This window comes from Salinimonas iocasae (assembly GCF_006228385.1).
GTDB lineage: Bacteria > Pseudomonadota > Gammaproteobacteria > Enterobacterales > Alteromonadaceae > Alteromonas > Alteromonas iocasae.
In genome coordinates, this window is the sequence record NZ_CP039852.1 from 1,009,104 (window position 1) to 1,022,538 (window position 13,435).

11 protein-coding genes are annotated in these 13,435 nt (G+C 48.9%); 10 read left to right on the top strand and 1 reads right to left on the bottom strand.

Features of this window, described 5'->3' with window-relative positions:
- Positions 1-3: 3 nt before the first annotated feature.
- The 9 genes from murD to lpxC all read left to right on the top strand — a co-directional run bounded on the left by murD (position 4) and on the right by lpxC (position 10,409).
- The gene (gene murD, locus FBQ74_RS04405; RefSeq protein WP_139755514.1) at positions 4-1,311 is read left to right on the top strand and encodes a UDP-N-acetylmuramoyl-L-alanine--D-glutamate ligase; all 1,308 of its coding nucleotides are present in this window, start codon (positions 4-6) and stop codon (positions 1,309-1,311) included.
- Positions 1,308-2,621, top strand: a complete 1,314-nt coding sequence (gene ftsW, locus FBQ74_RS04410; RefSeq protein ID WP_139755515.1) for a cell division protein FtsW — start codon at positions 1,308-1,310, stop codon at positions 2,619-2,621. Before murD ends, ftsW begins: the two co-directional genes overlap by 4 nt.
- Complete coding sequence (murG, locus tag FBQ74_RS04415) at positions 2,614-3,687, top strand: undecaprenyldiphospho-muramoylpentapeptide beta-N-acetylglucosaminyltransferase (protein ID WP_139755516.1); 1,074 nt, start codon at positions 2,614-2,616, stop codon at positions 3,685-3,687. Before ftsW ends, murG begins: the two co-directional genes overlap by 8 nt.
- Positions 3,687-5,132 (top strand): UDP-N-acetylmuramate--L-alanine ligase, encoded by a 1,446-nt coding sequence (murC, locus tag FBQ74_RS04420; protein ID WP_139755517.1) that lies wholly within the window; start codon positions 3,687-3,689, stop codon positions 5,130-5,132. Before murG ends, murC begins: the two co-directional genes overlap by 1 nt.
- A complete protein-coding gene (locus tag FBQ74_RS04425; protein ID WP_139755518.1) occupies positions 5,132-6,091 on the top strand; it encodes a D-alanine--D-alanine ligase in 960 nt (319 codons plus the stop codon). The genes murC and FBQ74_RS04425 overlap by 1 nt, the downstream gene beginning before the upstream one ends.
- A gap of 3 nt (positions 6,092-6,094) precedes the next feature.
- Positions 6,095-6,829, top strand: coding sequence for a cell division protein FtsQ/DivIB (locus tag FBQ74_RS04430; RefSeq protein WP_139755519.1), 735 nt, complete (start codon positions 6,095-6,097; stop codon positions 6,827-6,829).
- Between the two features lie 19 nt (positions 6,830-6,848).
- Positions 6,849-8,078, top strand: coding sequence for a cell division protein FtsA (gene ftsA / locus FBQ74_RS04435; RefSeq protein WP_139755520.1), 1,230 nt, complete (start codon positions 6,849-6,851; stop codon positions 8,076-8,078).
- A 111-nt stretch (positions 8,079-8,189) separates the two neighbouring features.
- Positions 8,190-9,356 (top strand): cell division protein FtsZ, encoded by a 1,167-nt coding sequence (gene ftsZ, locus FBQ74_RS04440; protein WP_139755521.1) that lies wholly within the window; start codon positions 8,190-8,192, stop codon positions 9,354-9,356.
- A gap of 141 nt (positions 9,357-9,497) precedes the next feature.
- On the top strand, positions 9,498-10,409 hold the full coding sequence (lpxC, locus tag FBQ74_RS04445) for a UDP-3-O-acyl-N-acetylglucosamine deacetylase (protein ID WP_139755522.1): 912 nt from the start codon (positions 9,498-9,500) through the stop codon (positions 10,407-10,409).
- Between the two features lie 67 nt (positions 10,410-10,476).
- Here the strand turns inward: lpxC and FBQ74_RS04450 are convergent, their stop codons facing one another.
- Entirely contained in the window at positions 10,477-12,204 is a 1,728-nt protein-coding gene (locus FBQ74_RS04450) for a DUF5060 domain-containing protein (protein ID WP_232371973.1), read from the bottom strand.
- 335 nt (positions 12,205-12,539) lie between these two features.
- Between FBQ74_RS04450 and FBQ74_RS04455 the strand changes: the two genes are divergently transcribed.
- Complete coding sequence (locus FBQ74_RS04455) at positions 12,540-13,421, top strand: M23 family metallopeptidase (RefSeq protein ID WP_139755524.1); 882 nt, start codon at positions 12,540-12,542, stop codon at positions 13,419-13,421.
- The last annotated feature ends 14 nt before the right edge of the window (positions 13,422-13,435 follow it).

Here is a 13,435-nt window from a genome sequence, read left to right on the forward strand (position 1 = left end):
GTTATGTGTAGTACTGTCGAAAACAAAAATCTGGTGGTCGCTGGCTTTGGCAAAAGCGGGCAGGCGAGCGCACGGTTTTTGATCGACAAAGGTCTGAGCTTTTCAGTTTGGGACACCCGGCATGATATTGCTATACCCGACTGGGTGAACGGACCGTTTTATGCTGGTCAGCTACCGGATGATTTTTGGCAAAACACTGATATTGCTGTGGTATCGCCAGGGCTTGCGTTATCCCACCCCGAGCTTCAGCGTGCAACGGCGCATGGTGTTGAATTAATTGGCGAGATTGAACTGTTCGCCCGATACAACCAGGCGTCCGTTATCGGTATTACTGGCTCCAATGGTAAAACCACGGTGACACTTCTGGTTACCCACATTTTAAAAGCGGCTGGTATAGACGTTGTTGCAGCGGGCAACGTGGGAAGACCTGCGCTCAGTACCCTCAATGCCACACCTGACTGGGTCGTGCTGGAGCTGTCCAGTTTTCAGCTTGAAACTACACATTCTTTGCAACTGGAAGCGGCGACTATTCTTAATATCAGCGATGATCACCTGGACCGTCACAGAACACTGACCGCCTACAGTGATGCTAAACAGCGAATTTATAACAACGCCACTCACGCGTTGTGCTGGCGTGAACAACAGGTCACTTATCCATTGCAATTGTCGGTCACGGTTACCGAGTTTGGGGCATCTGCGACAAATGATGATTTTGGGTTGAGCGACGGATGGATAACCTGGCAGGGTAAAAAGGTGCTTGATATAAGCAAAGTAAAGCTCACCGGCACGCATAATATTCTTAATATTCAGGCGGCAATCGGGCTGGCGATGCTGGCAGGTGTTTCAACGTCAGCGGCAGCTGAAGCTGTCTATACGTTCGAGCCGGTACCTCATCGTTGTGTACAAATTGCCAACCACAATGATGTCCGCTGGATAGATGATTCAAAGGCCACCAATGCAGGTGCCACCCTTGCTGCAATTACAGGTATCAGACCACAGTGTTCAGGCAAACTTATTCTGATAGCCGGTGGCGATGCAAAAGGGGCTGATCTTTCCGTATTGAGCGAGGCATTAGAAGCGCATGTCGATACCCTGATTACTTTAGGCAAAGACGGACCGGCAATTGCTGCATTTTCTCCCAATGCTATTCAGGTCGAAACAATGCGTACAGCGGTACAACAGGCTAATAAACTAGCCTCGACCGGGGATATCGTTTTGTTATCTCCGGCATGTGCCAGCCTGGATATGTTTGAAAATTATGAACATCGTGCAGCTGTATTCAAAGACGCCATAAACGAGGTGTGTGCATGATTGCCAGCATGAATGCCAAATTAAGTGAACTATTCAGTGCCCGCCACGGTGTACCGGCGCAGTCTGCATCAGCAAATCTTTATGATAAACCACTGATTCTGGTCACCCTGGCCTTGATGTCGATAGGTCTAATCGTGGTAACTTCTGCCTCTATGCCGGTAGCAGAAAGAGAGTATGGTAATCCGTTCTTTTTCTCTATCCGCCATGGGATTTACCTGGTGTTATCCTTAATTGCTGCGGGAATTGTTTTACAAATTCCTATGCGATTCTGGCGCATTTTCAATCCCTACCTGCTTTTGTTTGCTATGGGTTTATTGCTGGCAGTACTTTTGGTAGGCAAAAGTATTAACGGTAGTACGCGCTGGATTGTTATCGGGCCAATGACGCTTCAGCCTGCTGAACCGGCGAAACTTTTTTTCTTTGCCTATCTGGCCGGGTATCTGGTGCGGCGTTACGAAGAGGTAACAGAAAACCTCAAAGGCTTTTTCAAACCTCTGGTTGTCCTGTTCTTTGTTGCAATCATGCTACTCATGCAGCCCGACTTTGGTACCGTGGTGGTCATGCTCACTACGACCATGGGGCTGCTGTTTCTTGCCGGTGCCAGGCTTTGGCAATTTTTCGGCGTTGTCTTTGTTGGTCTGGCTGCTGTTGTCGGCCTGATCGTGATGGAAGAATACCGCTTACGACGGGTTACATCTTTTCTTGACCCCTGGGCAGATCCGTTCGGTAGTGGGTACCAACTTACCCAGTCGCTGATGGCTTATGGCCGTGGCAGCTGGTTCGGACAGGGCCTGGGGAACAGTTATCAAAAACTGGAATTTCTGACTCAGGCTCATTCAGATTTCATCATGGCAATTCTGGCAGAAGAGTTAGGATTCGCCGGCGTATTGCTGATTCTGGGCCTGATTCTTTTTCTTGTGCTCCGGGCCTTACGGATTGGCAACCTTGCCTTGCAGGCGGGTCGCCCGTTTGAGGGATATCTGGCCTATGGTATCGGTATTTGGTTAAGCTTTCAGACCGCAGTAAATGTGGGTGCCAGTGTAGGCGTAGTGCCAACCAAAGGTCTGACATTACCGCTGGTTAGTTATGGCGGTACCAGCCTGATTGTAATGATGGTGGCCATAGCGCTGTTAATCAGAATCGATTTTGAAATCAGGCTTGATGGGCAATCGCCCTCGAAAAAGAAAAAGCCTGCTAAAAGACTGGAAAATAAATCAGAAGCAAAAGCAACTACCAGCGAACAGCGGGAAAGTAAGGCACAGGTTAAAACCATGCTTGAGGATGTTCAGCAGGAGGCGGGTTATGACTAGGCGTTGTCTAATCATGGCCGGGGGCACCGGCGGACATGTTTTTCCTGCACTTGCCGTTGCACATGAACTGGTTGCACAAGGCTGGCAGGTGGAGTGGCTGGGTACTGCAGAGCGAATGGAAGCTCAGGTGGTGCCTGAGCATGGGTTTCCCATTCATTTTTTGCCAGTCAAAGGTCTTCGCGGTAAAGGGTTTGCTGCACGCATGCAGGGCTTGACCGGTTTGTTCAGAAGCCTGGGGCAGGCCCGCATTTTAATAACGGCGATGAATCCTGATTTGGTGATAGGATTTGGCGGTTATGCCAGTGGGCCCGGGGGCGTTGCTGCCCGGCTGGCAAAAATACCGCTGGTCATTCATGAGCAAAATGCCGCCATCGGTATGACCAACAAATTACTGGGCAGAGTTGCGAACCGAATTTTGCTTGGTTTTAAGGAGGCGGCGACGCAATTTGGCCAGGCCGCATCCAAGTGTGTGGTCGTTGGAAACCCTATACGCAATGAAATTCGTCAACTGGCACAAAAAGCAAGTGTTCACTCACCGCTTAGGGTACTTGTTATTGGTGGTAGCCTGGGATCGGTTCCTTTGAATGCAATGGTGCCTGCGGCATTAATGTCTCATTCTCAGATTGACGTATGGCATCAAAGTGGAAAAGGCAATAAAGAGGCTCTGGACGATGCCTACAGCGGCGCACAATGTCAGTGGAAAGTTACCGAATTTATTGACGATATGGCGGATGCTTACGCCTGGGCGGATGTGATAATCTGCCGGGCCGGTGCATTAACTGTTGCCGAGGTAGCTGCAGCCGGCATATCTGCTGTATTTGTACCACTTCCTCATGCGGTCGATGATCACCAGACTAAGAACGCGGCGGCGCTGGTTAATGCAGGGGCCGCTACGCTGATTCCGCAAAATGAATTAGCAAAAAAATTACCCGACGTTATCGCCCGATGGATAACCTATCCTGAAGAATGTCTTGCGCGAGGCAGTAAAGCGCGTCAGCTGGCAATCGTCGATGCGACAGAACAAGCAGTAAACCAGTGTCTGCAACTGGTAGGAGATACGGCCTGATGGTTTTGGAAACGCCGTTTCAAAGTCCGCAGATGCGGAAAGTAAACAAGATATTTTTTATCGGAATAGGCGGCGCCGGCATGGGCGGCATCGCTGAAGTACTGGCCAACGAAGGCTATCTGATAGCCGGTTCGGATATTCAGCCTGGCGCAATGACAGAGCGGTTGAGCGAATTAGGCGCTCAGGTCTACATAGGTCATGCACAGGACAATGTTGTCGGTGCCGATGTTGTTGTTGTATCCAGTGCTATTAACGAACAAAACCCTGAAGTTCAGTATGCCCGCAAGCACCGGATACCTATTATCCGGCGCGCTGAAATGCTGGCAGAGCTGATGCGGTTTCGTCATGGTGTGGCCGTTGCCGGTACTCACGGTAAAACAACCACAACCAGCCTTATTGCTACTATTTTTGCCGAAGCTGAACTTGACCCTACATTCGTGATCGGCGGTTTGCTGAATAGCGCCGGCACCAATGCCCGGCTGGGCAAAAGCCGCTACCTCATTGCTGAAGCCGATGAGAGCGACGCCTCATTCCTGCATTTACAGCCTATGGTTGCGGTGGTGACCAATATTGAGGCTGATCATATGGACACCTACGAGGGTGACTTCAACAGAATGAAGGACACCTATATCGATTTTCTGCATAACCTGCCTTTTTACGGTCAGGCGATTATGTGCGGCGATGATGAAAATATCCAGTCAATGCGCGACAGAATTGGCCGCAGCATTACAACTTACGGGTTTGGCGAGGCTAACGATGTGCGGGCAGAAGGCGTCATTCTAGGCTTTAATCAGGCGCGTTTTACTGCCATCCGGACTGGGGCTCCCGCACTGGATGTTACGCTTAATTTAAGTGGGCGACACAATGTACTCAATGCGTTGGCGGCTATTGCGGTAGCCACTGATGAAGGTGTTGACGATGCAGCCATTACTAAGGCATTAGCCGAGTTCGGTGGGATCGGACGTCGTTTTGAAATGCTTGGTCAGTTCGATACCTCGGTGGGTCAGATGACGCTGGTGGATGATTATGGCCATCATCCCACCGAAGTGGCCGCTACCATTGCGGCGGCCAGGGCTAACTGGCCAGAACAGCGGCTGGTGATGATTTATCAGCCCCACAGATATTCGAGGACCCGCGATCTGTATGAGGATTTCGTAGAGGTGCTTTCGCAGGTCGATGTGCTGCTGATGCTTGATGTTTATGCCGCAAGCGAGCAACCCATTGATGGTGCAGACAGTAAATCACTGTGTCGATCAATGCGGGTGCGGGGGCAGCTTGAGCCGATTTATGTTGGTAATAAGGAAAACTTGCCCGGTATTCTTGCAAACATTTTACAGGATAATGACGTGGTTATGACGCAGGGAGCCGGAAATATTGGTCAGATAGCACGATTTCTCGCTGCCAACGATCTTGAGCCAAAAAAAATTTTGGATGAGAAAAAATAATGAATGGACGGTATCAGTCAGCTGACTTTGGACGGGTTGCTGTATTGCTGGGCGGCAATTCTGCTGAGCGGGAAGTGTCTCTGCGCTCCGGTCAGGCAGTGCTAGCAAGTCTTCTCAGGCAATCCGTTGATGCGTTCGCATTTGATCCGGCAGAGTCGCAACTAACTGATTTAATAAAAGAAAAGGTTGATCGCGTATTAATTATGCTGCATGGTCGGGGTGGTGAAGACGGCACTGTTCAGGGCGCGCTGGAATGGCTGGGTGTCCCGTATACAGGCAGCGGCGTTTTGGGCTCTGCGCTGGCCATGGATAAGATTCGCAGTAAGCAAATTTGGGAAAGTCGGGGATTACCTACGGCAAAATACCAGATTGCTGATAAAACAAGCTTTGAAGCTGGATCATGCAGCGCTATAATGAAAAAATTGGGGAATAAGGTCATGGTCAAGCCGGCGCGGGAAGGTTCCAGCATCGGTATGGCAAAAGTGACCAGCGCTAAACAACTCGAAACTGCCATTCAGGACGCCTTTAATTATGATAATCAGGTCCTGTTGGAACAGTTCATTGACGGACCAGAATACACTGTATCGCTGGTACAGGGTCGAGCCCTGCCGTCCATTCGAATGTCTACCCCCCATACGTTTTATGATTATGCGGCAAAATATCATGACAATACGACAGAGTATTTTTGTCCCAGTGGCTTAAGCGATAGTCAGGAAGCAGAACTGGCCACGCTGTGCAGCGAGGCATTTTATGCGCTTTCCGGCAAAGGCTGGGGACGTGTTGATGTCATGCAGCAAAGTGATGGTTCTTTTTGTTTGCTTGAATCGAATACGGTGCCAGGCATGACTGAGAAAAGCCTGGTACCAAAAGCTGCCAAAGTTGCCGGAATGAATTTTGATAGCCTGACCCGCGCCATACTGGAAACCAGTATGCCGGACGAACTGGCAGATTTTGGATAACACATGCAGTTGTTGAGTCGGGAACAGGTACGGTTTTACAGTGGTGTGCTGTTTTTGCTCGCTGTAGTTGCCAGCCTGGTTTATGGCTCGATGGTTGTACGCGACTGGCTCAAAGATGAGCAGCGAATGCCAGTGCAGGTGATTGATTTTTCGGGGCAGTACGAGCATATCAATATTGCGAGGCTGGAACGTAAAATCCGAAAGTCACAACCTGGCAGTTTTTTTGAGCTGGATGTGAATGAAGTGTTCAGACTTATTGAGGCACAGCCTTGGGTGTATAGGGCTTCAGTAAGAAAACAGTGGCCCAACCGATTAAAAATTTATCTGGTCGAGCAGCAACCGGTGGCCAGATGGAATGATGATATGCTGCTCAATCCTTACGGGGATACATTTGAAAGTGAAGGAATAACGCTTTCGTTACCGCAGTTATTCGGGCCTGGTGGTAGCGAAAAAACAGCGCTGGAAGGTTACAACGCCATGAAATCGTTGTTGGCGACATCGTCGATGAGTATCGCCGAGCTTTCTTTAAGTGAGCGTTTCGCCTGGCAGTTGCAGCTTACCAGCGGTATTAAGCTTAATTTAGGGCGCAAAGAGTTTATCGACCGGTTACAAAGATTTATTGATGTTTTTCCACTGCTCAGTAAGCAGGATAAGCCGGTCAAATATGTAGATTTGCGCTACGACACCGGATTAGCGGTAGGTTGGCAGTCTGATGAAAACGATAACAAACAAAGTTAGTAAGAGAGTATAAGTAACCATGTCAAAAACGGCTGAACGAAATTTGATCGTCGGACTGGATATCGGAACCAGTCAGGTGAAGGCGGTAGTGGGCGAAGCGCTCAACGACGGCCAGATCAGCATTGTTGGCGTGGGGACCCATGCTTCAAAAGGCATGGATAAGGGCGGCGTTAACGATCTTAATCTGGTCGTGAAATCTGTTCAAAGCGCTGTCAGTGAAATGGAGCTTATGGCTGATTGTCGTGTCTCATCAGTATTGATGTCGATTTCAGGGCGTCATGTGAAATGCCAGAACGAAAATGGCATGGTGCCAATTAACAATCAGGAAGTGACCCAGGAAGACGTCGACAACGTTATACATGCAGCTCGTTCAGTGCCTATTGCTGCTGAACGCAGATTGCTTCACGTCTTGCCTCAGGAATATACCATTGATGTACAGGAAGGGATTAAAAACCCTATAGGTATGTCTGGCGTGAGAATGGAAGCCGACGCTCATATCATTACCTGCGCGGATGATATGGCGAAAAATCTGACAAAATGCATAGAGCGATGCGATTTGCAGGCTGATCAGTTGATATTTTCGGCCCTTGCATCAAGTTACGCCGTATTAACGGATGACGAGAAAGAATTAGGCGTGTGTGTGGTCGATATTGGCGGTGGCACCATGGACATCGTGATTTACACCGATGGGGCTATTCGTCACACAGCCGTGATTCCTGTCGCCGGAAACCAGATTACCAGTGATATAGCGAAGATTTTTCGTACGCCAATCAGCAATGCTGAAGAGATAAAAGTGAATTATGCATGCGCGCTGAAAGACATGGTGAGCATGGAAGATAATATCGAGGTTCCAAGCGTAGGCGGGCGTCCTGCCAGAGCGATGTCACGACATACGCTGGCAGAAGTGATCGAGCCGCGGTATCAGGAACTATTTGAATTAGTGCACGATGAAATTCGTGCCAGTGGCCTGGAAGAACAAATTGCAGCAGGGCTTGTCCTGACTGGCGGTACCGCCAAGATGGAAGGGGCAGTTGAATTCGCTGAAGAGTTATTCCAAATGCCTGTGCGTGTGGGCAAACCCATCGAAGTAAGAGGGTTGTCCGAATATACTGACGATGCTGGTTTTGCCACTGTTGTAGGCTTACTACAATACGGCAAGCTACAGTCAGAGAATAAGAAAATCAGTAAGCCCAAACCGGTGGAGACGTTTTTACATCGGGTGCAAAGCTGGTTCAAAGGTGAATTTTAATTTTAAATTTTTGGGGGCGCTAAGGTTACGACATAAGGTCGACACGGATGCCATTGGCCTGCTGTAAGTGACGTAACTTAGTGTTAGAAGACGTACAACCGGAGAGTAAGTATGTTTGAATTAATGGATAGTCATGGCGAAGAAGCCGTAATAAAAGTTATCGGTGTCGGTGGCGGCGGCGGTAATGCTGTAGAACACATGGTTGCGCAAAGCATCGAAGGCGTTGAGTTTATCGCGGTAAATACCGATGCTCAGGTACTGAGAAGCTCAAGTGCTGATGTCACATTACAAATTGGCTCAAGTGTTACCAAGGGCCTGGGTGCAGGTGCCGATCCGAATGTGGGTCGCGATGCTGCGCAAGAAGATCGCGAGACAATCAGACAGTCGCTTGATGGCGCAGATATGGTTTTCATCACTGCCGGCATGGGCGGTGGTACAGGTACCGGTGCAGCGCCAGAGGTGGCAAAGATTGCACGTGAAATGGGAATTCTGACAGTTGCGGTAGTAACTAAGCCTTTCCCGTTTGAAGGTAAGAAACGCACATCATTCGCTGAGCAGGGAATTGTTGAACTTGCTAACAATGTTGACTCTCTAATTACTATCCCTAATGAAAAACTGCTTAAGGTGATGGGACCGGGTACGCCGTTACTGCAGGCATTTAGTGCTGCAAACGATGTGCTTCGTGGCGCGGTACAGGGTATTGCTGAACTTATTACACGCCCTGGTCTGATTAACGTCGACTTTGCAGACGTTCGTACCGTAATGTCTGAGATGGGCAAGGCGATGATGGGCAGTGGTGCAGCGACTGGTCCGGATCGCGCGGAAGAAGCTGCAGAAGCGGCTATCGCTAGTCCGCTACTGGAAGACATTGACCTGTCTGGCGCACGTGGAATACTGGTAAATATTACCGCTGGCCCCGATTTTGCAATTGATGAGTTTGAGACGGTAGGTAACGCGGTTAAAGCTTTTGCTTCAGAAAATGCCACTGTCGTTGTCGGTACGGTTATCGACATGGAAATGACAGAAGAGTTAAGAGTTACTGTCGTGGCAACAGGCATCGGCGCAGAGAAAAAACCAGATATTTCTCTGGTGAGTTCAGAAGGGTCTCGTCTGCAATCGTCAGCCAGAGAATTTGGCGGCAGCAGTGAAAGTCAGGGTCGCGCCAGCGTTGGTGGCACCGATGGCAATCAGGCACTTAAGGCAGATGATGAGGCACAGCCTAACAATGACCTGGAATACCTGGACATTCCGGCGTTCCTGCGAAAACAGGCTGATTAATTCGGTCTGTACTGAATAAATTGCGGTGTGACGTTAGCTGGTACGACGTCACGTAGTCCCTGTCAAACTGGCACAGTTTTGACAGGGCGTGGTTTTATCTGTATGATACGCGACCGCTTTTTGAATAGGTAAAAGCAAACAATGATTAGACAACGTACAATCAAAAATCCGGTTCAGGAAACTGGAATCGGTTTGCATAAAGGGGAAAAGGTCACTATGACTCTCCGGCCTGCGCCTGCGAACACGGGAATCGTGTTTCGGCGTATCGACCTGGACCCGTTTGTGGATATTCCTGCGCGCGCTAATGCTGTAGGTGACACCGTGTTGTGTACGTGTGTTAATAATGAAGATGGCGTAAGCATCCATACTGTAGAGCATTTGGCATCAGCCCTGGCGGGACTGGGAATCGACAACATTATTGTCGAGGTTAATAGCCATGAGCTTCCTATTATGGATGGCAGTGCAAGCCCGTTCATCTTTCTGCTTCAGTCAGCAGGCATTGAAGAGCTAAACGCACCTAAGCGTTTTATACGTATCAAAAAGCCGGTTCGCGTTGAAGATGGTGATAAATGGGCTGAACTCGTTCCCCATGATGGTTTCCGCGTTGATTTTAAAATCGACTTTGACCATCCGGTTATCAGCCAGACACGCCAGCACATGGTTATGGATTTTGATAGCTGCTCGTATGTTAATGAAGTCAGCCGTGCCCGCACGTTCGGTTTCATGCGCGATGTTGAGTACATGAATGCTAACAATCTTGCACTGGGTGCGAGTATGGAAAACGCCGTAGCACTAGATGAATTCCGCGTTCTGAACCCGGAAGGGCTCCGTTATGACGATGAGTTTCTGAAGCATAAAATTCTGGATGCCGTTGGTGATTTATACCTGGGTGGGCACAGCATTATCGGTGAACTTCGTGCATTTAAAACGGGTCATGGTCTGAATAATAAGTTGCTTAACAAAGTTCTTGAAACGCAGGATGCGTGGGAATTTGTAACTTACGAGAATCCGGAAGAGATGCCGATTCGTTATGCAGAGCCGGTACTGGCGTAGCAGAAAATTATATTGAAAAGCCGCCTTGATGGCGGCTTTTTTGTGCGTGCGACTTTGCATATCTACGCTAATCAGATTTAGTAGTAATCACTGCCACCCAGTCATTATTAGATGGTGGTTTTGGGAGTGTTATAGTGTTTCCGGATAGCGTGCCATGCCAGGGTTTCAGAGCGCCACCTTTTACCGGATCAAACCAGGATAATGTATTCCCGTCTGCATCCTGCAGACGTAACGTGGTAGTTTCACCAGCCGGTAAATAGATAACATACTGCTGCCCGGGCTCTGCAAAAGCATAGACACGCTCATTGCTAACCTGGTTGTTTATGGGTTTCATCGCCCAGTAACGCGTATGCTCGCTGAAAAATTTTAACGCGACATGCGTTTGCGACCATAAGTTATGGCGCGAGCGCAAATCTTCAGCTGTCAGGTCGTTGTGCGCCTGATGCGCGCCGAAGTACCATTCAACACCTGCACCGCCTGCCATAATACTTCCCCACAGGGCGTGTCGACGAAGGGAGTCATGGGTAGGGTCAACGTCATCTGTTTTGGCCCCCTCCATCCATTCACCAATTTCATCCATAGTTATTGCCCATGGCTTACCCGCTGAGTCGGATTTAGTTAGCCACTTTTGTACTTCAGCATTTACCTGCTCGCGGTGGTTTACCTGAAAGGATAATCCGTCCAGTGATTCAAGCCCCAATAAGGGCGATAGAATAGTCTCTTTCAGTTCAGGTACAGAGTGAGTGTGGATGATGACCGGATGGTCATAGGGATCGCTGGTTTTAAGATAATCTGCCATGGCGACACGCTGGGCGTCTGTTTGGGCGTCGGGCGAAAACTCGGCAGGACCATTTTCTTCACCCAGGTTCCAGATGAGTCCCGGAAGATGGCCAAAGCGTGCAATAAGTTCATCAAAATACAATCGGCGCATCGGGCCGGTGTCTCCACCGTCGAGTAATCGCTCATTTTCGGTTTCCTGGATAACAATATGCGCAGCTATACCTTTTGTTTGCATATGTTCCAACAGGATATTCCACTGCTCAAGCTTACTGACGTCAAAGCGATCAAAAGTATTCGGCGTTGTATACGGCCACACATCCTTACCGTCACCATTAATATTAAGCGTTAAAAAATAGGCGCTGTTCATACCCATTCCGGCAAGATAGTTCATCATACCTATAATGCTTTTCCCCTTACCATCTTGCCAGGTTGGATCTCCCGATTTCCAATCCTGGTGATGGGCGGCAAAGCGATGGATTTGCAAACCACTTTGCGCTTCGCCATCACGATTCTGGGTAGTAATGCGATAGGTGCCATCAAAGTCTTCGTATCCAAGCAGGTTTTCAGGGCTGTTTGTTCCGCCTTTTAACCAGTACTGATTATTACCAGACGTTTTGTAATAGCGCCCCTGAGTGTGAAGTCGCCCTAGGGAAAAGAATCCCTGCGCGGTGGCATCGGTTGGTTTTACTTCGAAACTTCCGGTGGCGTCTTCCAATTCTATAGGTTTACCTGCATAGGGCTCGCTATTAAGCGCAATGTCATTACCGGTATACATCGTCGCTTTATATTGCCAAAGCCCTGGTTCGGGTGGGGAAAACCTCACCCGCCAAATGTTGCCATCTGTTGCGCCTGTATTCGCAGCATTACCGTCAGCTGCGTAAAATCCGCGAACAAGTTTCTCAGTATCCCCATTGGTAAATTTCACCCACAAACGATAGTGGGTAAACGGGTTTTTACTGGCATTCTCTGCTGTGTCGGGTCCTTTAAAGTCGATTGCAAAAGGATGCCACTGCATGACTGAGTCCCGCGTTTGAGTCTTAATCTGGCAGCTCAACAGCGCCAACGCGCTACATAGCAGTACTATCAAGCGTAGAGCCTGAAAAGATTTGAGATTACTAACCATAGGTCACCTAATAAATTTGTAAGCGTTTACATGTTATTTTTGTGTTGCCATAAAGTAAAGGTTAGCCGAATTTTGTGGCCAACAGAGTAAAGCCTAGAATGTGGTAGTCACTGCCGGCGCACAAGGCGCTTATAACAAGGTTACCCGTAAGTTGAATGCAATCGAATTTGTTCATTAGTCCTAACAGCGGTAAACTAGACGAAGATACAATTTTTATATGTTGTGGAATGAAGCGAACAATAAATCTCATTGGCAAACAGAAGCGCTATCGGTATGCGATCAGTGTACGCACACTCGTCAGTATGACGGTGCTATCTTCGTTGCTGATGCTGATTTCAAGTCGTTCGACGCACCTTGTTAGTGAAGATATTGCTCGCCTGGCACTGGCAGAGCAATGGAATGAGAAAGACCGCGTAGCGTTACAGGCTCTTGAAGCAAAGACAGAAGCACAGCTCGCCGTGGTTATTTCGCAACTTGCCAAATTAAACAGCCAACTGTCACAGCTTGATTCGCGAGCAGGGCACCTGGCTGAACAATTAGGAATGGAAGCAAAAGATCTTACGGCTTTTGCTGATCACAACGTATCACAACCGATGGATAACGGCGTGGCACCCTTTGAGCAAGCGTTCATCGAAGCCAGAGCATCAATTGATTCAAAATCGCGTCAAATCGCGATGCTTGAAAGTCTGGTTAAAGGTCACCATATCCATCAGCAAAGCCAGTTATCCGGGCGTCCGGTAGAGTCTGGCTGGTTGTCTTCTTATTACGGTATGCGTAAAGACCCATTTTCTGGCAACCCTGCCATGCATAAAGGCTTAGACTTTGCCGGTGCATCCGGGGATGCTATTGTAACTACGGCCGCTGGGATTGTAACCTGGGCGGGCAAACGCTACGGCTACGGCAATTTGGTTGAAATTGAGCATAAGGATGGGTTTATCACCCGCTATGGTCACAATCAGTCTGTTGATGTTGCCGTGGGCGATGTTGTTACTAAAGGGCAAACTATCGCCCGCATGGGCAGCACTGGTCGCTCGACTGGTGCACACGTACATTACGAAGTAATAAGAAACGGCCAGCCTGTCGATCCTCTGCCTTTCACCCGACAATAAAGTCCTCCGTACAC

Coding starts and splice junctions, on each gene's coding strand:
- murD (WP_139755514.1), top strand. CDS start 4: ATGTGTAGTACTGTCGAAAACAAAAATCTGGTGGTCGCTGGCTTTGGC.
- ftsW (WP_139755515.1), top strand. CDS start 1,308: ATGATTGCCAGCATGAATGCCAAATTAAGTGAACTATTCAGTGCCCGC.
- murG (WP_139755516.1), top strand. CDS start 2,614: ATGACTAGGCGTTGTCTAATCATGGCCGGGGGCACCGGCGGACATGTT.
- murC (WP_139755517.1), top strand. CDS start 3,687: ATGGTTTTGGAAACGCCGTTTCAAAGTCCGCAGATGCGGAAAGTAAAC.
- FBQ74_RS04425 (WP_139755518.1), top strand. CDS start 5,132: ATGAATGGACGGTATCAGTCAGCTGACTTTGGACGGGTTGCTGTATTG.
- FBQ74_RS04430 (WP_139755519.1), top strand. CDS start 6,095: ATGCAGTTGTTGAGTCGGGAACAGGTACGGTTTTACAGTGGTGTGCTG.
- ftsA (WP_139755520.1), top strand. CDS start 6,849: ATGTCAAAAACGGCTGAACGAAATTTGATCGTCGGACTGGATATCGGA.
- ftsZ (WP_139755521.1), top strand. CDS start 8,190: ATGTTTGAATTAATGGATAGTCATGGCGAAGAAGCCGTAATAAAAGTT.
- lpxC (WP_139755522.1), top strand. CDS start 9,498: ATGATTAGACAACGTACAATCAAAAATCCGGTTCAGGAAACTGGAATC.
- FBQ74_RS04450 (WP_232371973.1), bottom strand. CDS start 12,204: ATGCAGTGGCATCCTTTTGCAATCGACTTTAAAGGACCCGACACAGCA.
- FBQ74_RS04455 (WP_139755524.1), top strand. CDS start 12,540: ATGAAGCGAACAATAAATCTCATTGGCAAACAGAAGCGCTATCGGTAT.